This window comes from Alteromonas sp. KUL49 (assembly GCF_006538345.1).
Classification (GTDB): domain Bacteria; phylum Pseudomonadota; class Gammaproteobacteria; order Enterobacterales; family Alteromonadaceae; genus Alteromonas.
The window spans coordinates 143,238-161,503 of sequence record NZ_BJKL01000005.1 but is presented as its reverse complement, the minus strand read 5'-3'; the positions used below and the strand labels follow the sequence as shown (position 1 = coordinate 161,503).

Genomic DNA, 18,266 nt, shown 5'->3' with positions numbered 1-18,266 from the left:
CCAGTGAATATTAAAAAGCCGGGCCCCTGCCCGGCTTTTTTTAATTATCTGATGTTAAATCAAATACCTTTATGTATTCCGATTGTTCAAAGTTGCGATCAAATTCAAAGGCACTCGTTTGAGCAAGGCGTTGTTTAATTACGCCTTGCTCTTCCATTATCTTCAACCCAAACTCTATTCGCTTCGCCAAGGCTTCATTATGCCGCCCAACTAAAAAAATATACAGGTGCGTGATAACGGAGCATTACGTTATCGACCATGTGTAATTCTCCATACCGACCATTGAACTTTTGGTAGTCATAAAGAATCTCGTTAATACCTCGAGGAAAATAATCACACCGTCCCCGTTCTAGCATATGAAATAAAGATTCAAAATGTTCAGCTCGATACAAAGCATAACCATTAGATTCGAGAATATCGGAGTCGGGCCAGTTATCTCCCTGGCAGCCAACCATCAGCTTTAGCTCTTCTTCTGTGACGTCCTCAAATGCCTCTGCATTAGACTTTTTTACCAAGAGTTGACGTTTACCAAGCAGACCATCCAACAACGGAACCTTTATGGGTATGTAAGCAACTTCGCGCTCAGGTGATGTCATACTGTAGGTGACATCTAACTCGCCTGGCACATTGAGTAACCGGAAGGTTCGATTTTGGCCATGTTCAAAATTAACGTTTTCTAAAACAACAGGGCCCATTGCTTCGTCAGAATAAGACAAGGCCTCTTCTAGGAGAGAGTGAAAGTAATAGACCATGTCAACTTGGTCATCATTACCCTTGATTACCTTTATCCGCTTAACCGAGCTCTCGTTACTAGCATTTGCAGGTACTAGTAATACAGCAACAAGAACAACAACCGGAAAAAGTATTTTTAGCATGATAACTGGCTTACCAACAGCGCTTACAATTTTAATGTTCTGACAATAGGCCGATAGTTACCAGCCAGTCAAGCGATGAGAATAGTACCAACAGCCAAGTTTGGCAACCTGGCTAACTATCTATGCGAAATAATTAATGTAAGCTATCACTCAGTAAAACGTCCACATGATGCAATACCCTAGCACATGCCTCGTTAAAGTCTTTGCTTTCACCACGGCAAAGTGCGCAGCGCAACCAATAACCATCAATCATAGCAGCGGTCGATGACGCAGCTAACCTTGCTTTATCTTTTGGCAGCAATTGGCGAAAACTGTAAGCTAAGTTGCTTTCTAATCGTTTGTGATTAACTCGTTGCAAACGATATAACCCATCGCTATGCAATGACATCGCCCAAAAGTTTAGCCAGGTGTTGGTGGCTGAATCCGCTCTTTGCACCGTTGAAAAATTATTATTAACAATGAAACGAATACGTTCTTTGTGGCAAGGGAAAGCATCCTTGATTTTAAGCGCATCGAGTAAGTAGCGCATGGTTGCTTCGATCAAGCCCTGTTTGTCACCAAAGTAGTGACTAATAATCCCTGAAGATAATCCTGCTTGCCTACTTATTAGACTAATTGTAGTGCCGTGAAGTCCAACTTTCGCAATCACGTCTAGTGTTGCTTCAATGAGTTGTTTCTTTCTTACTGGCTCCATCCCCACCTTGGGCATTTAAAAACTCCACCTATCAAGGTCGCAACAGGCAATCACCTGTTGCGACTATCAGTTGTTTAGAACGTCAAACGAGCATTTACTGCAACTGCTCGTGGAGCGCCGATCCAAAACGCATCTGGTGCAATGGTCGATGCATAGTCTTCATCAAACAAGTTGTTCACGGTTAAACGTACTTCCAAAGACTCAATGCCTTGGCCGATGTTGTCAATAAAACCACCCACATAAAAACTCGCTCACGAGGTAGTCTTCAACTTCCGATGCATTATAAATATCCAGATATCGGCTATCAACGTACTTAGTAGATAAGCCTGCAAAGTAGTTGTCTTTGCTCCAATCCAAACTGATAACACCCATAGTATCTGGCGTGCCTATCACCGTATTACCTTTAACTGCCACTAAAGACGACTCTGGATTAGTATCGTCAGCAATTGCCGCTAGTGCACTCTCTAGAGAAGCATACTGAGTACCTGTTCCACCAATAGTCTCAACGTATTCAGATGAGCTGAAGGTAAGTGAAGTAAACACGCTTAAGTTATCGGTAAGTGTAATATCTGCCGAAATTTCAACACCTGAAGATTCGATTCCACCCACGTTACGATAACCACCAGCAGCAGCCTCTAAGAAATCGATACCGCTTGAAGTCTCATTACTGGTAAATTGAATTCGATCGTTAAATTCAATAGTGTAATAGGTCAAGCTCGCGTTAAAGCCTGGTGATGAGTAACGCAAACCAAGATCGATGTTTTCTGCAGTTTCCGGCTCAATAAAACGAAGGTCGGCGTCATCGCGCTCAAGCTGAGCATCTTTAATTGCCGCAAAGTTTTCACCGTAACCCGCAAATACTTCAAGCCCATCTACAAACAATGGGGCAACCACACCAGCAGACAGTAGAACATCTGAATCAGAGTTTACGTTTAAATCGTTGTCAGCGTCGAAGTTATCGTCTTTGGCGATGTCTACGTTGAACTGTTTAGCGCCAAGGCGAACTCGTGCAACACCCAAATCAAGTTCATCTTCAACATAGTACATGAGTGTATCTACAGGGAATGTTCTGTCATACTGAACCCAGTAAGGCGTGTTGTTAAATGCAAAACCGATTTTCGAATCTGTGATTTTATGCCAATCACGTGATTCATCACGAGTATAGTCTTCCCACCACAAGCCAAATCTCAACGTGTTATCGTAGTCACCAATTTTGGTGTACCAAATGGCATCAGCATTAAAACCTATACGGCTTTTTTCATAATGAGTGTGACGATATGAACCCACTGGGATAGCGCCTTGTTCGTGACATGCTGGATCGTACTGGGCACCTGCACCACCATAAGGGAAGGTAATCGAGCTTTGGCAACCGTCGATAGGTGAAAGGGCTTGGCCATCGGCATTAACAAAATAAAGTTGACCTAACGCTGAACCACCAAATACTGTGTTTCCGTTAACAAGTTCAGAGTGACCTACATTATCACCGTCAGCTTTAACATCAACGAGGTATGGAGGAACCCAATCTCCTCGACCTTCGTTATTGTGATAGTAAACGTTGGTAGAAACATCAACGTCACCAACGGAAAAATCCGCTTGTAGATAAGCAAAAAGGTTTTCGCGAAGCGTAGACCAACCGCGGCGATACGCTTGATCTTGATAAGGTACGCCAGTCCATTCACTGGTCAGCTGGTCCCAATCAGGGTTTTGTTCATACTGCGCTAGGCCATAGATACGTTGATAGTTATCTTCATGGGTATCGTCATAAGAAACATACCCTGTAAAATCAATATTACTTAGCGTAGAAATAAATTTCAGAGCCACATGATCACGCGTATTTTCAGCAGACTGATCGATAAAATCTGTACTCTCTTGGCTCGACATACTCACCCATGCGTACGTATCTTTAAAAATCTCACCTGTTTCGTAACGTACATAATATTTTGAAGCGTCAAACTCACCAGCGGTAAAGCTAGTAACAAGCTTTTGCTCCATACCTGGATTAAGCGTGGTGAAGTTAATGGTTCCACCGAGGGCCTCATGGCTTCGTGAAGCAATATCTGCTGTACCTTGCGACACTTCAACCCCCTGCATGTTTTCAGTATCAATGTAGCGGTTTGCCTTGGCACCACCGCCATAGTTTGAGTTACCGTTGGCGATGCCATCAACAGTCATACCGATTTGCTGTTCGTTCAGGTTTACCTGAAAGCCGCGAATAACAATCGACGTTGACCAATCATCAGCGCCAAAAGTGTCGCCTTCATTAATTAAAACGCCCGGAAGGTTATCGACAACAGCCAATACGCTGCTCAAATTAGCTTGTTGCTTTTGCATTTCGTCTGAAGACGCATTGTTCGCATAGGAAACACTGCGCCCAACAACAGTAATCTCCTCAATCTCTTCTGCACTAGGTGCCGTTTGAGAAGGTTCTTGAGCATAGGTTGGTGATGCGAGTGCAGCAAGTACACTCAATGAGAGTAAATTATAACGTGTGGTGTTTTTCATTGGATTTCCCAGAATGTAGTTATTTATCTGGGATGCATAGTAAAAATGGTTTGTGGCAATTAGATTAAACTTAATTGAACGTTCAATTAAAAATAAATTACACTTTATATCAGCGGGTTATAGACTCTAATCTATATCCTTGAATTTTTACTCTGCAATAAAAAAGCCTGCATAGTGCAGGCTTTTTATACAAATTAGTTTAGACCGCTAAGGCTACGATTGTGTGACGGCTTCAAAACTACCGCTAGCGGACTTTTTTTCGAGTTTACTCACGTGGTTTTGCGCATAAATCAGTGCATCATGTAGGTTTCCGATATTCGGAATACCTGGGTGATGGGCGTTAATACCTTCGAGTACTTTGTTAACTTCATCGTTTGCACCACAAATCACCAATTGTCTACCTGCGGCAATCGCATCTGATGCTACTGTTTCGACAGCCATAGCCGCTGACACGTCCATTACCGGAACACGACTAAAATCTAAGATCATGACCTTTGAACCGGGCTTCACTTTCTCGCGAACGTGATGACCCACGTCAGCAGCAGCACCGAAGCTCAATGGACCACCAAAACTAAAGATAGATACGCTACCACGCAAAGATTCAAGGAGCGCGTTCTCTTTAGGGTCATTAAGTGTATCAGGAATCTTCTTCAACTCTTCTAGCTGAATAGTCGCAATCTGCTTCACATAGGCAAGCGCAGCGAATACAACGCCGACACCAACCGCAGTGATTAGGTCAACGAATACAGTTAAAAGCAGTACAGTAAGCATGAGTAGTAGGTCCCAACGAGGGCCTTTGTGCGCACGCTTGATGTAGCTCCAATCAATAATATCCAAACCGACCTTAACCAAAATACCAGCCAACACTGCATGTGGAATTTGCGCCGCAAGCGGGCTTAGACCAAGCACAATGGCTAATAGTACCAAGGCGTGGACCATACCTGAGATTCTGTCTTTACCACCGCTGCGAATATTAACTACGGTACGCATGGTTGCACCTGCACCAGCAATACCACCGATGAAACCAGCCACTGTGTTACCAATGCCCTGTCCGATGAGCTCTTTGTTGCTGTCGTGACGGCTACGGGTCATGTTGTCAGCCACCAATGAGGTAAGAAGGCTATCGATAGCACCCAATACGGCTAGGATGAATGCAGCTTCAAGCACTAGGAGTAAAGTACTGGTTTCAAACACAGGTAGATGCAATGAAGGCAAACCGCTTGGGATATCACCCAAAATAGGCACTGGTAAAAAGAGACTCACTAACGTGCCAATGATAAGTGCAGCTAGTGCACCAGGTACGTATTTTCCTAATGCCGGTGGCCATTTAAGCGCAACGATGAGTGTTCCCACACCTAGTAACAAGGTTGAGAAATTGATGTCAGCGAGCGCAGTAGGCAGGTAGCTAAGTGCGCCGAGTGTGCCTCCAGGTGGTTCGTGGCCAAGTAGCCTCCCCAGCTGAAGTATAATGATAATTGCACCAATCCCTGTCATAAAACCGGAAATTACAGGATACGGAACGAGACGAATGTACTGACCTACGCCCAGTACACCAAATACAATTTGAAACACACCAGCCAAAATAACTGCAGTGAAGATTAAGCTAGCGTCACCAGACAATGTTGCAAACAAACCCGCCAAAACAACGACCATAGGACCCGTTGGACCAGAGATTTGAGCTGGCGTACCACCAAACAATGCAGCAAAGAAACCCACGGCAATCGCACCGTATAGTCCCGCCATTGGACCTAGGCCAGAGGCCACGCCCAGTGCCAGCGCCAGTGGCAATGCAACAATACCTGCGGTTAAACCACCGGTAATATCACCACGTAAATTGGAAAAATTTAGTTTTATCATGAAAGTTGCCTTTCTTTTATTCTTGGTAAAGATGCTGGTGTGCACCCTACGAATGTCCGCAGTAACGCTTATGCGCTACCAGCGATGCTGATTACATCGAAGTGACAGGTGACTCATACACTGAGCGATGTATGGAGATGACAGGTATTACTCGCTTTGCAACACTCCAAAAACGCCAGGTATTTTGTCCTTGTTTTCTACGATGAAAAAAAGTTAATACGTGAGTGTCGCTTGATAGTTTAATAGTTTAATATACCATCTCGTGATAGCAATTAACTATTACGTGTGGCGGAGTATAATAGCGAAAAAGGTGAATATCCATGCAATTGAACGGCAAATTTCCATCTCTCAACCAGATTAGATATTTTGTTGCCGTTGCTAAGTCACTAAGCTTTCGCCAAGCGGCAACCTCCCTCGGAATTAGCCAACCCACACTGACCAGTCAAATTAATGCGTTAGAGTCAAATTTGGGGCTCACACTCTTTGAGCGTTCTCGAAGTGGTACGTTGCTATCACCTCAGGGTAAAGCGCTCCTGGAAACCGCTGAAGATGTCATTCAAGCCGGCGTAAAATTTGGTGAGGTTGCAACCAACCTCTCAGAGGGCGAAGTGATCACATACCGGTTGGGTGTTCCTCCCACCCTTGGACCATATCTACTTCCACACGTGCTTCCCCCATTACATGAAGTTCAACCGGGGCTGCGATTTTACGTTCGAGAGGCTGCACCTCTTCAGTTGCAGCACGGTTTATTGCACGGTGAGTACGACCTCATACTTTCTCCACTAGGTGGAGAGCACGCCCAACTGATCACGCACCCATTGTTTAAAGAACCACTGAAATTTGTCGTTCCCTCCGATCACAAGCTCGCGGGTAAAAAACTACGTTGCACCTGAAGAGCTTGCACATGAAAAAGTGCTAACGTTAGAAGACAAACATCACTTTCATCGCCAAGTCCAAGAAATATGTAACAAGCTAGGCGCTGACTTACAAAGAGATTACGAGGGTACAAGCCTTGATACGCTTCGCCAAATGGTGGTCATGGGCATGGGCGTGGCTTTTTTACCCGGTTTATATATTCATTCTGAATTGCATCGCCCAGAAGAGCTTCATGTGAGCGAAATTGAAAACATGCCTATTGTTCGCCAACACGGTCTTTCGTGGCGTAACACTGCGCCAGGCAGAAGCAGTTTCAGGGAGCTTGCAGAAACTATGCGCGAGATTATAGACAATCGGCTCTCAAGTGCAGTGGATGCCTCTCGATAAGACGCATCCACTCCTTCGGTATCAAGCACTTATATTCAAAAGAAAGGTGTAAACCTTAGCGATATCGACAATGGCGTTAACGAAAAAAGCGCGAGTAATCGCGCTTTATGTTTATGTTTTTAATACAAATTAGTCTGACAGATTCGGGCCAAGCCACCTCTCTGCTTCCTCTAATGTCCACCCTTTGCGTTGCGCATAACTCTCAACTTGGTCAGATTGTATTTTGGCAACGGCAAAATAACGAGATTGTGGATGAGAGAAATACCAACCAGAAACCGACGCACCCGGCCACATAGCATAGCTCTCTGTTAACTTCATGCCTGTATGCGCTTCAGCGTCAAGTAAGTCCCAAATAAGCTGTTTCTCTGTGTGCTCTGGGCAAGCAGCATAACCAGGTGCTGGGCGAATACCTTGATACTTCTCTCGGATCAGGTCATCATTTGAAAAAGCTTCATTTTGGGCATAACCCCAGTGAATTTTTCTTACCTGCTCGTGAAGGTACTCAGCAAATGCTTCTGCTAATCTGTCAGCTACGGCCTTCACCATAATGCCATTATAGTCGTCACCCGCATTGGTAAAGCTGTCTGCTAAGTCATCTTCACCAATACCACCAGTCACCGCAAAAGCGCCAACATAATCACTGATACCAGAAGATTTCTCTGCCACGAAATCAGCCAAACAATAGTTTGCAAACCCTTGTTTTAAGGTTTGTTGACGTAAGTGATGAGCAATACCTACTACTTTTTCTCGTGCTTCGGACTCATATATTTCAAGGTCATCATCAACGCGGTTAGCCGGAAACAAACCAAACACACCTTTTGCTTGGAGTGACGCGTCTTCAATCACTTTATCAAGCATAGCATTCGCGTCTTCAAATAAGCTCTGTGCTTGTTCACCGACCACTTCATCGTTAAGGATCCTTGGATACTTACCCGCCAAAGACCACGTAAGGAAGAATGGCGTCCAGTCAATATAATCACGCAATACTGACAAAGGCACACTTACCGCTTGCACACCGAGTGTATTTGGGACAGTTGGTAATGTTGAGAAATCAGGTTTGAAACTATTTGCACGCGCTTCTTCAAGTGTTATCGGTTTTGAGCGAGGCTTTTTACGTGCGTGTTGTTCACGAACCTTATCGTACTCGGCCGATAGTTCTTTGGCGTATACATCACGAGAGGCTTTGTTCAACAATCGTTGGCATACGCCCACAGCCCGACTCGCATTCGGCACATATACCACAGGGGCATGATAGTTTTGTTCAATCTTTACTGCGGTGTGTGCTTTCGAAGTTGTTGCTCCACCAATGAGCAAGGGCAGGTCAAACCCTTGACGTTCCATCTCTTTGGCAACGTGAACCATTTCGTCCAATGAGGGCGTGATAAGACCAGACAAACCAATCATATCGACATTCTCGTCTTTAGCCACTTGCAAAATAGTGGCAGCAGGAACCATAACGCCCAAATCGATAACTTCAAAGTTATTACATTGAAGCACCACACCCACAATATTTTTGCCGATATCGTGCACATCGCCCTTTACAGTGGCGAGTAATATTTTTCCATTACTTTTGGTATCACCAGACTTTTCAGCTTCGATAAAAGGCTGCAAGTGAGCTACCGCTTTTTTCATTACGCGAGCAGATTTTACCACCTGAGGCAGAAACATTTTTCCTTCACCGAAAAGGTCACCTACCACGTTCATACCATCCATCAATGGACCTTCAATAACGTGGAGCGGTTTTTCCGCTTGAAGTCTTGCTTCTTCGGTATCTTCAACGATGTAGTCAGTAATACCTTTTACTAAGCCATGCTCAAGACGCTTATTGACCGGTTGCTCACGCCAACTAAGATCTTCTTTTGCCGCGGCTTTACCACCACCTTGGTAGTTAGGCGCAATCTCCAATAGGTTTTCAGTCGCGTCGGAATGACGGTTAAGAATAACGTCTTCTACGGCGTCTCTGAGCTCCTTAGGAATTTCATCATAAACTTCTAACTGACCCGCATTGACAATGGCCATGTCCATGCCAGCGCGAATAGCATGAAACAAGAACACCGAGTGCATGGCTTCACGCACTGGATTGTTCCCTCGGAACGAGAAAGAGATGTTAGACAAACCACCGGAGATATGTGAATACGGGCAAGTTTTGCGAATTTCTCGCGTTGCCTCGATAAAATCTACTGCGTAGTTGTCATGCTCTTCGATACCTGTGGCCACAGCGAAGATGTTGGGGTCAAAAATGATGTCTTCTGGTGGAAAACCTACTTCTTCAGTAAGCAGCTTATAGCTGCGCTGACAGATTTCAACTTTACGGGCTTGAGTGTCAGCTTGACCTGTTTCATCAAAAGCCATTACAACAGTAGCGGCGCCAAAGCGCTTAATCAGCCGTGCTTGATTAAGGAAAATCTCCTTGCCTTCTTTTAAGCTAATGGAGTTAACAATAGCCTTACCTTGCACGCATTTAAGGCCCGCCTCAATAACCTCCCATTTCGATGAATCGATCATAATGGGGACGCGGCTAATGTCAGGCTCTGACGCAATCAGATTCAAAAAGGTGATCATCGCCTGCTTAGAATCAAGCATGGCCTCGTCCATGTTGATGTCGATGATCTGGGCACCGTTCTCAACTTGCTGGCGAGCCACGTCGAGTGCCGTTTCGTAATCACCCTCTAGAATCAATCGCTTGAAGCGTGCTGACCCCGTGACGTTTGTACGTTCGCCAATATTGATAAAATTAGAAAATTCAGCGCTCACGTTAACTCCTAGTGTACGAACGGCTCAAGACCAGATAGACGCATCTTCGGTTCAAACGAAGGCACTTTACGTGGGGCAATACTGGCAACGGCATTTGATATATCTCGAATATGGTCTGGAGTACTTCCACAACACCCACCTACGATGTTTACCAAGCCCGATTCTGCCCATTCTTTAATGTGTGCAGCCATTTCAGGACCCTCAAGATCGTATTCTCCAAACTCGTTAGGTAACCCGGCATTGGGGTGTGCCGATACCAGACATTCACTAACGACTGACACTTCTTCAACATATTGACGCAGTAAATCAGGACCCAACGCGCAGTTTAAGCCAAAAGAAAATGGCGCCACATGTCGCATAGAGTAGTAGAAAGCTTCTGACGTTTGCCCAGACAGGGTACGTCCAGACGCATCAGTAATTGTGCCCGACACCATTACGGGTAACTTAAAGCCCAACTTTTCAAATACAAGGTCAACGGCATAAGCAGCCGCCTTGGCATTGAGAGTATCGAATATGGTCTCGAGCATAATGAGGTCAGCACCACCTTCGATAAGTGCTTCTGTCGATTCTGCATAAGCCTCTACGAGTTCATCAAAAGTCACATTTCGCTTGCCCGGATCATTTACATCAGGAGAAATAGATGCTGTGCGGTTTGTTGGCCCTAACACACCGGCTACAAACCTCGGTTTGTCTGGTGTTTTTGCAGTAAATTCGTCCGCTGCTTGTCTGGCAAGTTTGGCCGCCGCTAAATTGATGTCACGGGACTGAGCTTCCATATCATAGTCAGCCATGGCGATGGTAGTCGCATTAAAGGTATTGGTCTCTAAAATATCAGCGCCAGCTTCCAGGTACCCACAATGGATATCATAAATAATCTTCGGCTGGGTAATCGCTAGCAAGTCATTATTGCCTTTGAGGTCACAGTGCCACTCGGCAAACGCTTCGCCGCGATAATCAGACTCTTCAAGTTTGTACTGCTGGATCATGGTACCCATAGCGCCATCGAGCACCAAAATACGTGCTTTTGCTGCCGCTGTTAATTTATCAAGGGTATGGTTTACTGAGAGTTTCGTCACTTGCTACCTCTTCAACGCCGGGCTACCAGCTAATTGATTTAAATCGTAAGGTGTTGTCTGGTACACGTAATAATTGAGCCAATTGGTAAAAAACAGGCTGCCATGCGAGCGCCATCGTACCATGGGAGGAAGCGATGGATCATTACATGGAAAATAGTTAACCGGCACGTCTGGCGTTTGGCCTGCCGCAATATCGCGACTAAATTCATCTTTAAGCGTGTCAGGGTCATACTCAGGGTGCCCAGTGACAAACACCATACGTTTATCTTCCGACGCCACAATATACGCACCTACCTCTTTTGACGCGGCAATTACATTTAGCCCTTCTACACCATCATAGATTGCTTCGTCTATGTGACCATATCTAGAATGCGGTGCCCAGAACACAGGATCAAAGCCCCGCATCAATTCGTTTCTTGGCGCTTTCACCGAGTGTTCGTAAACTCCAGAAAATTTGGTCTCTCTGAGTTGCCTCGTCACACCATAAAAGTGGTACATCGCGGCATGAGCACCCCAACACAGATACAAGGTCGACTGTACGTGTCGCTTTGCCCATTCCATGATGGTGGTCATGGTATCCCAATATTTCACATCTTCGTATTGGAGCATCGCTAGCGGAGCCCCAGTAACAATGAGGCCATCATATCGCTTCTGTGCAATATCAGAGAACGAGTGATAAAAAGCGTCCATGTGCGACTGAGGGGTATTTTTGGGAGCTTGATTGTCAATACGAATCAAATCAACGTTTATCTGAAGCGGCGTATTAGAAAGCAAACGCAACAACTGAATTTCCGTTTCTATTTTATTAGGCATGAGATTGAGAATACCGACCTCTAACGGACGAATATCTTGATTCGCCGCACGGTCACTATCCATTGTAAAAATGTTTTCTCCCAGTAACACATCCTGGGCAGGAAGTTGTTCAGGAATTCGGATAGGCATTACTCGCTCCAATAAACAGAAAGACTATGCCCCTATTTTGGCTATTCGCGAGAATATGTCAACATCTTTACGTCTAGACGTCTAAACATCTTTTAATCTGATTTTTGATGTACCATCATTAGCATCTCAGCTTCGGCTTGAGGGATATCACAAGCCTCCATCACTTCTGACAAGGTAGCGCCTTGTTTTACTAATTCAGCGGCTCTTTGATAGGGTCTCACAGAAGGGTCTTGTAGCTTGAGCTCTCGTACTTGGCTCTCTAGCGATTCCAGCTCGGACTGTAATGTCTGTAGGTGACGAGTGACAACCAGACTTCGAGCCTGCGATTCAGCCTGCTGATGACCAAAATCAGTCACTTTTGCCACTGTTGCAGAGGTATGTTCGGCAGATGCAGTGACGAGGTCAGCTACTTGCTGGTTGAGCAGCTTAACTTGGTTAGACAATTTCAATACCCATAATCCCATCGCTGTAATAAGTACAACGGGGACAAGTACTGATACCCAAGGCAGAAGTAACTCAATATCCATATATAACTACTTTTTTGTTGAGTAGATTCGAAAAGCAACACATTTGGGTAAGCATCTATGATGCTTACCCAACAAGTAATAACTAGATGTTGCTTAGTTCATCCCACTCTTCATCACTGAGTAGTTTATTGAGATCAACCAATATAAGTAGCTCACCATCACGATTGCTAACACCTTGGATGAACTTAGCGCTTTCTTCAGTACCAACATTTGGCGCACTGTCAATTTCAGAAGAGCGTAAGTAAACCACTTCAGCAACGCTGTCGACTAAAATGCCTACAACCTGCTCGTCAGACTCGATAATAACAATACGAGTGTTGTCAGTGATTTCCGTAGGAGGAAGACCAAAGCGAGCGCGAGTGTCTATTACAGTAACCACGTTTCCACGCAGATTAATGATACCCAAGACGTATTCCGGCGCACCGGGCACTGGAGCAATTTCAGTGTAGCGCAGGACTTCCTGCACTTGCATCACGTTGATACCGTAAGTTTCCTCACCTAAGCGGTAAGTTACCCACTGGAGTACTTCATCATTGTTGTCGCTAGCGTTGCTATTTGTTCTTTCGTCGCTCATAAAACTGGCTCCCAATACTATGGCGTCTGGTCATTACTGCCTAAACCTTTGTTAAGCATAGATATTAATTCATTAACGTCAATTAACGCACACATTTTTTCTTTTACCATCCCGGCTAACCAAGGACGCTTACCTGAAGACTCTCGCCATTTAACGTCATCTTTAGTTAAATTCACGGTATTTACCAGCTTTTCGCTAGCTAATCCCCAAAAACTATCACCTAACATTATAAGATATCGGTAGTTTAACGATTCTGCGAGATTTTCATCATATTTTTCTGGCATTACCCAACATGCCGTATCAACAACATTTAGTTTAGCCTCTCTGTGGAGCATTACACCCATAAACCAGGGTGGTTTTCCAAATAAAGGCCCAACTTTGTCAATTTGGTGGATCCCTCCCAAGGTAGTGAGGGGAACCGCTAGTGTCAACCCAGCTACCTCAAAGAATAGCGCTTGAAATTCAAACTCTAAGCTGTCTTGCAATGCTGTATGCGTCGGCGGTGGCGGAGTTGTGATTTCTTCTTCCACAACCTCATCGGGTGTAACTTCCGTATCGCTGACTTTCGTACTTTCGTTTTTCGGCAGCGCTGGCTCTTCAACTTTTGTGCTCTCTGGAGCAACGGTTAAAGTATCAAGATTTACTTGCCGTTTGACAGGAGGAGCATCAGCAAGCGCTGTTGGTACTGTTGGTATACTTTTCTGTTTTGGTGCTGTCGCAAGGACTGACGGCTTTGATTCCGGTGTTTTTGGCTCTGAAAGTACAGGTTTAGACGAAACCGCCTTAGGTGAAAAACCTTCGGGTACCGGTGAAGCCATTGCTTCCTTTGCAATCTGATTTGCAGCTTGTTCTAACAACCTCGCCGTACGTGCAGAAGGATCGTCAACCTCCGCAACGGCCTGAGGTTTTGGTTTAACCTCGGCTTTTACTTCATCAGGATCGGTAAGCAGGCTATCTAAATAAGCCTCAACCACATCCTCACGAGCAAAGGGCGCCTGTTTATTCATTACTTCTCTAGCTCCTGAAGTAACTTGGCGTAGGCGGTAACACCACGGGTTCTTGGATACGCCGCTGAGATGGGTAACTGCACCTGACTGGCATCCCTAAAATGAGTATCAACAGGAATAACACCGTGCCACACTCGGTCACCGTAATCTGACATTAATCGCTTACGAGACTCCAAGGCCGCATTTGTGCGCTTATCAAACATGGTAGGAATGATCACGGTATCGAACGCTTTCTTCAATGAACGTCCCATGATTTCCATCGTTCTTATCATTCTGTCCAAGCCCTTTAACGCCAGATATTCAGTTTGAGTGGGTACAATAACTTTATTACATGCAGCCAATGCGTTGACCATTAGCACACCAAGTACCGGTGGGCAGTCAATAATCACTACATCAAACTCTCGTTCTACTTTGGCCAGCGCTTTTTTTAATACTAATCCCATACCTTGCTCGCTTCCCATCGTGCGGTCGAGGGTTGCTAACGCCATTGTCGCGGGAAGTACGTATAGATTATCTAGCTTTGTGGGGCACAGACAATCCATCACTGTATCGGCAGACATTTCTGATGAATGAACAAAAATATCGTATACGGAGTGACTCAAAGCTTCTGCATCGATACCAAAATAATAACTCAACGAGGCATGAGGATCAGTATCAACCATGAGTACTCGCTTGCCTCGCTGTGCAAGCAAGCCGCCCAAACTTACGGTCGTTGTAGTTTTACCTACACCGCCTTTTTGGTTTGCTACTGTCCAGACTTTCATTGACGTCTCTCGTTCTTTTACGTTATTCGCTGACTAAAGGTAAATCACATTTCAGCAAGTATAGAGCTGCTAATCTCGTCCAATGAAATACTGCGCGTAGATATATTTGCCGAAGCCACGGCCTGTGGCATACCGTAAACCACACAGGATGCCTGATCCTGTGCCCAAATTGTAGCTCCCAAGCCTTTGAGCACCCGGCATCCCTCTCTACCGTCAGCGCCCATACCCGTCAAGATAATCCCCAGTACATCCCCACCAAACGCTTTTGCGAGGGTTCCAAAGGTTAAATCAACACTAGGTTTATAGTTGATTTTGTCAGATGGACTGGTCTCTAGAATCTTGATCCGCTTTTGTGACCCAGACGACTCTACTAACATTTGTTTTCCGCCTGGCGCCAAATAGGCGCATCCTGCCTTGAGCACATCCCCCTGCTCAGCTTCTTTAACGGATATTTGACAGTTATTGTCGAGTCGTTGAGCAAAGGCATGAGTAAATGTACCTGGCATATGCTGTACTAGAATAATGGGGTACGGAAAACTCGATGGCAACGCCATCAATACTTTTTGCAGTGCGACTGGCCCGCCCGTAGAGGCCCCAATGGCTAAACACTTATAATGCTTATTACTTGAACCCACTGACGGTCGTACTGGCTGGCTCGGCGCAACCCTTGTATTTCGAACTGGAGTAGGCGAAGAACTTATTGGCTGAGAGAGTTCACTGGGTGAGAGCCTTTTAGCAGTTGATAGTGACGGTCTAGGCGCCACCCTGCGCATTGAAATACCACGACGGGCAATCAATCTCACTTTTGTGCAAAGAAGCCTCGCCGCATCTTTGCGGTTCTCCGCAATATCTTCAAACTTTTTCGGTAGAAAATCTAGGGCACCCGCCTCTAGCGCATCCAACGTAGCTTGTGCGCCATGGTGTGTCAGCGAAGAGAACATTACCACGGGAAGTGGTGATTGCTTCATGATCTCACGGACCGCAGAAATACCATCCATAATAGGCATTTCCACGTCCATTGTTACTACATCAGGTCTCAACGACGCTATTTTTTCAATAGCGTCTCGCCCATTTCTAGCTTCACCAACAACTTCAAGTTCTCTATCTTCGTTGATTATTTCCGTAACTCTACGACGATAGAATGTTGAATCGTCCACGACCAGGACTTTATAGACCATGGATGTAATGTTCCTTTATTAATTCATCACTTACTTAAGTGACTTTCGCGCATACCTTTTCAGTAAACTTGGAATATCGAGAATAAGTGCAATGCCACCATCAGAAGTAATTGTTGCTCCCGCCATACCAGGCGTGCCCTGTAGCAACGCATCAAGCGGCTTAATAACGACTTCTTCTTGGCCAATAAGTGCATCTACTACAAAACCAACTTGTTGCGTTCCAATCTGGACAACGACCACATGGCCCTTCTCTTTATCAATATTTTTCTCGCCGCGAATTAACCACTCTCCCAAGAAGAATAATGGGATAGCTTTTTGACGAACGATCATTGTCAGCTGACCATCAACTGTGTTGGTCTTCTTGATATCCATATTGATGATTTCATTAACCGCGCCAAGGGGTAACGCAAAGGTCTGCTTACCAACAACAATCATTAGCGTCGGTAAGATGGCCAGTGTGAGTGGGACCTTGATGTCTAATCGAGTACCTTTACCCAATTTAGAATCGATACTTACAGAACCGTTGAGCTGATTGATCTTAGTTTTTACAACGTCCATTCCCACACCACGACCAGAGATATCACTAATCTCAGTTTTGGTAGAGAAGCCCGGTGCAAAGATCAAGTTAAATGCTTCGACATCTGACATTCTAGCTGCTGCATCTGCATCTAAAACACCACGACTAATGGCTATATCTTTTAGTTTTTCTGGGTCCATCCCTTTACCATCATCTTCGATGGTAAGTAGGATGTGGTCCCCTTCCTGCGAGGCTGAAAGTTTAACCGTACCCATACGCGGCTTACCCGCTGCGGCTCGGTCATCTGGCATTTCAACACCGTGGTCCACTGAATTTCGAACTAAGTGAACTAACGGATCTGCCAATGCTTCAACAAGGTTTTTATCTAGATCCGTCTCTTCCCCTTCAAGCTCAAGGGTAATTTCTTTCTTCAGACTTCTAGCAAGATCTCGAACAACCCGAGGAAAACGACCGAACACTTTTTTGATCGGTTGCATACGGGTTTTCATTACCGCACCTTGCAAGTCACCGGTAACCACGTCTAGGTTAGCAATGGCTTTGGACATACTCTCGTCATTGCTGTTAATACCAAGGCTCAACAAGCGGTTTCTCACCAATACCAACTCACCCACCATATTCATGATTTGATCGAGACGTTTGGTATCTACACGAACCGTGGTTTCCGCTTGAGGAGCAGCAGGCGCCGGCTTTTTATCGTCTTTCTTGGCTGCAGGAGACTCTTTTTTGGCCGGTACTGCAGGTTTTTTCGCTGCAGGAGCTGCCGGTTTAGCGGGTGCTGACTGAGCTTGTTTAGCTTTGTTCACAGCAGCCGTTGCTTCTTTGTCAACGCTAACTTCTTTAGCTTGCGTTGGCGTTTGAATTTCAGCAGCCTTAGAAGGTCCTTGCCCAGAACCATGCAATTGGTCTAGCAGAGCTTCGAACTCGTCGTCAGTGATTTCGTCATCGTTGCCTGCGGCTGGCGCAGGCGCTGGTGCTGGCGTTTGTGCAGGCGTGTCTTCGCCTTCACCGAACTTACCTTTACCATGAAGATCGTCCAACAATGCTTCAAATTCTTCATCAGTAATGTCATCTGAACCAGAGTCTGCTGGTGAGGCTGGTGCTGGTGCAGCCGCTGGCGCAGACGCGCCAGGCGCTCCCGAGCCGTGAAGTTCGTCAAGCAGTGCTTCGAACTCATCTTCGGTAATTTCGTCAATACCGCCGTTCTCTTGCGCGGCTTCTGGTTCCTCGAGCGAAAACTCTTCATCTGCAGGTGTTTCTTCCACCGGAGCTTCTACTGCAGCAGGTGCGGATTCCGCATCACCGAAAATATTTTCACCAGGAGTTTCTGGATGGCTAAGCTTGTGTAGAATGTCAACGAGGTTGGCATCTGCAGGTTCTAATGGCTCTCTAGCTTTGACATTTTCAAACATTTCAACAACTACATCAGTAGCCTGCAAAATGGTGTCCATTAGCTCAGGTGTTAGTGTCCTTTGCCCGTTGCGCATAACGTCAAAAACGTTTTCTGCACCGTGACAAATTTCAACTAATTCCGTAAGAGATAGAAAACCCGCTCCACCTTTTACCGTGTGGTATCCACGGAAGATAGCATTAAGTAAATCTGCATCTTCAGGGTTATTTTCCAGATCAACGAGTTGTTCTTGTAATTGCTCTAGAATCTCCCCCGCTTCAACTAGGAAATCCTGTAATATATCCTCGTCAACATCAAAAGACATGCG

At 45.4% G+C, this 18,266-nt stretch carries 12 protein-coding genes and 2 pseudogenes; 1 reads left to right on the top strand and 13 read right to left on the bottom strand.

Annotated features, from left to right (window positions below; translation table 11 throughout):
• Positions 1 to 197: 197 nt before the first annotated feature.
• The 4 genes and pseudogenes from EYS00_RS10460 to EYS00_RS10445 all read right to left on the bottom strand — a co-directional run bounded on the left by EYS00_RS10460 (position 198) and on the right by EYS00_RS10445 (position 5,928).
• Positions 198 to 875, bottom strand: coding sequence for a hypothetical protein (locus tag EYS00_RS10460; RefSeq protein WP_130636499.1), 678 nt, complete (start codon positions 873 to 875; stop codon positions 198 to 200).
• A 133-nt stretch (positions 876 to 1,008) separates the two neighbouring features.
• Positions 1,009 to 1,584 (bottom strand): transcriptional regulator BetI, encoded by a 576-nt coding sequence (gene betI, locus EYS00_RS10455; RefSeq protein ID WP_130636498.1) that lies wholly within the window; start codon positions 1,582 to 1,584, stop codon positions 1,009 to 1,011.
• Between the two features lie 59 nt (positions 1,585 to 1,643).
• Positions 1,644 to 4,071, bottom strand: a pseudogene (locus EYS00_RS10450) (TonB-dependent receptor domain-containing protein).
• 213 nt (positions 4,072 to 4,284) lie between these two features.
• Complete coding sequence (locus EYS00_RS10445) at positions 4,285 to 5,928, bottom strand: SulP family inorganic anion transporter (RefSeq protein ID WP_130636497.1); 1,644 nt, start codon at positions 5,926 to 5,928, stop codon at positions 4,285 to 4,287.
• A gap of 320 nt (positions 5,929 to 6,248) precedes the next feature.
• On the opposite strand from EYS00_RS10445, the pseudogene EYS00_RS10440 reads away from it, so the two are divergent.
• A pseudogene (locus EYS00_RS10440) lies at positions 6,249 to 7,191 on the top strand (hydrogen peroxide-inducible genes activator).
• Positions 7,192 to 7,320: 129 nt separating this feature from the next.
• Here EYS00_RS10440 and metH read toward each other — a convergent pair.
• The 9 genes from metH to EYS00_RS10395 form a co-directional block, all read right to left on the bottom strand.
• Positions 7,321 to 9,945, bottom strand: a complete 2,625-nt coding sequence (gene metH / locus EYS00_RS10435) for a methionine synthase (protein WP_130636496.1) — start codon at positions 9,943 to 9,945, stop codon at positions 7,321 to 7,323.
• A gap of 8 nt (positions 9,946 to 9,953) precedes the next feature.
• Positions 9,954 to 11,021: a homocysteine S-methyltransferase family protein gene (locus tag EYS00_RS10430; protein WP_130636495.1), complete on the bottom strand. Its 1,068-nt coding sequence runs from the start codon at positions 11,019 to 11,021 to the stop codon at positions 9,954 to 9,956.
• A gap of 3 nt (positions 11,022 to 11,024) precedes the next feature.
• Positions 11,025 to 11,963, bottom strand: coding sequence for a homoserine O-succinyltransferase (gene metA / locus EYS00_RS10425; protein WP_130636494.1), 939 nt, complete (start codon positions 11,961 to 11,963; stop codon positions 11,025 to 11,027).
• A 92-nt stretch (positions 11,964 to 12,055) separates the two neighbouring features.
• Positions 12,056 to 12,490: a DUF2802 domain-containing protein gene (locus EYS00_RS10420; protein ID WP_130636493.1), complete on the bottom strand. Its 435-nt coding sequence runs from the start codon at positions 12,488 to 12,490 to the stop codon at positions 12,056 to 12,058.
• 82 nt (positions 12,491 to 12,572) lie between these two features.
• Entirely contained in the window at positions 12,573 to 13,064 is a 492-nt protein-coding gene (locus EYS00_RS10415) for a chemotaxis protein CheW (RefSeq protein WP_130636492.1), read from the bottom strand.
• 17 nt (positions 13,065 to 13,081) lie between these two features.
• Positions 13,082 to 14,071, bottom strand: coding sequence for a chemotaxis protein CheW (locus tag EYS00_RS20945; protein ID WP_242618729.1), 990 nt, complete (start codon positions 14,069 to 14,071; stop codon positions 13,082 to 13,084).
• The gene (locus tag EYS00_RS10405; RefSeq protein ID WP_130636491.1) at positions 14,071 to 14,835 is read right to left on the bottom strand and encodes a ParA family protein; all 765 of its coding nucleotides are present in this window, start codon (positions 14,833 to 14,835) and stop codon (positions 14,071 to 14,073) included. The genes EYS00_RS20945 and EYS00_RS10405 overlap by 1 nt, the downstream gene beginning before the upstream one ends.
• A gap of 44 nt (positions 14,836 to 14,879) precedes the next feature.
• Positions 14,880 to 16,013: a chemotaxis response regulator protein-glutamate methylesterase gene (locus EYS00_RS10400; protein ID WP_130636490.1), complete on the bottom strand. Its 1,134-nt coding sequence runs from the start codon at positions 16,011 to 16,013 to the stop codon at positions 14,880 to 14,882.
• A gap of 30 nt (positions 16,014 to 16,043) precedes the next feature.
• On the bottom strand, positions 16,044 to 18,263 hold the full coding sequence (locus EYS00_RS10395; RefSeq protein WP_130636489.1) for a chemotaxis protein CheA: 2,220 nt from the start codon (positions 18,261 to 18,263) through the stop codon (positions 16,044 to 16,046).
• Between the last annotated feature and the right edge of the window lie 3 nt (positions 18,264 to 18,266).

Coding starts and splice junctions, on each gene's coding strand:
- EYS00_RS10460 (WP_130636499.1), bottom strand. CDS start 875: ATGCTAAAAATACTTTTTCCGGTTGTTGTTCTTGTTGCTGTATTACTA.
- betI (WP_130636498.1), bottom strand. CDS start 1,584: ATGCCCAAGGTGGGGATGGAGCCAGTAAGAAAGAAACAACTCATTGAA.
- EYS00_RS10445 (WP_130636497.1), bottom strand. CDS start 5,928: ATGATAAAACTAAATTTTTCCAATTTACGTGGTGATATTACCGGTGGT.
- metA (WP_130636494.1), bottom strand. CDS start 11,963: ATGCCTATCCGAATTCCTGAACAACTTCCTGCCCAGGATGTGTTACTG.
- EYS00_RS10420 (WP_130636493.1), bottom strand. CDS start 12,490: ATGGATATTGAGTTACTTCTGCCTTGGGTATCAGTACTTGTCCCCGTT.
- EYS00_RS10415 (WP_130636492.1), bottom strand. CDS start 13,064: ATGAGCGACGAAAGAACAAATAGCAACGCTAGCGACAACAATGATGAA.
- EYS00_RS20945 (WP_242618729.1), bottom strand. CDS start 14,071: ATGAATAAACAGGCGCCCTTTGCTCGTGAGGATGTGGTTGAGGCTTAT.
- EYS00_RS10405 (WP_130636491.1), bottom strand. CDS start 14,835: ATGAAAGTCTGGACAGTAGCAAACCAAAAAGGCGGTGTAGGTAAAACT.
- EYS00_RS10400 (WP_130636490.1), bottom strand. CDS start 16,013: ATGGTCTATAAAGTCCTGGTCGTGGACGATTCAACATTCTATCGTCGT.
- EYS00_RS10395 (WP_130636489.1), bottom strand. CDS start 18,263: ATGTCTTTTGATGTTGACGAGGATATATTACAGGATTTCCTAGTTGAA.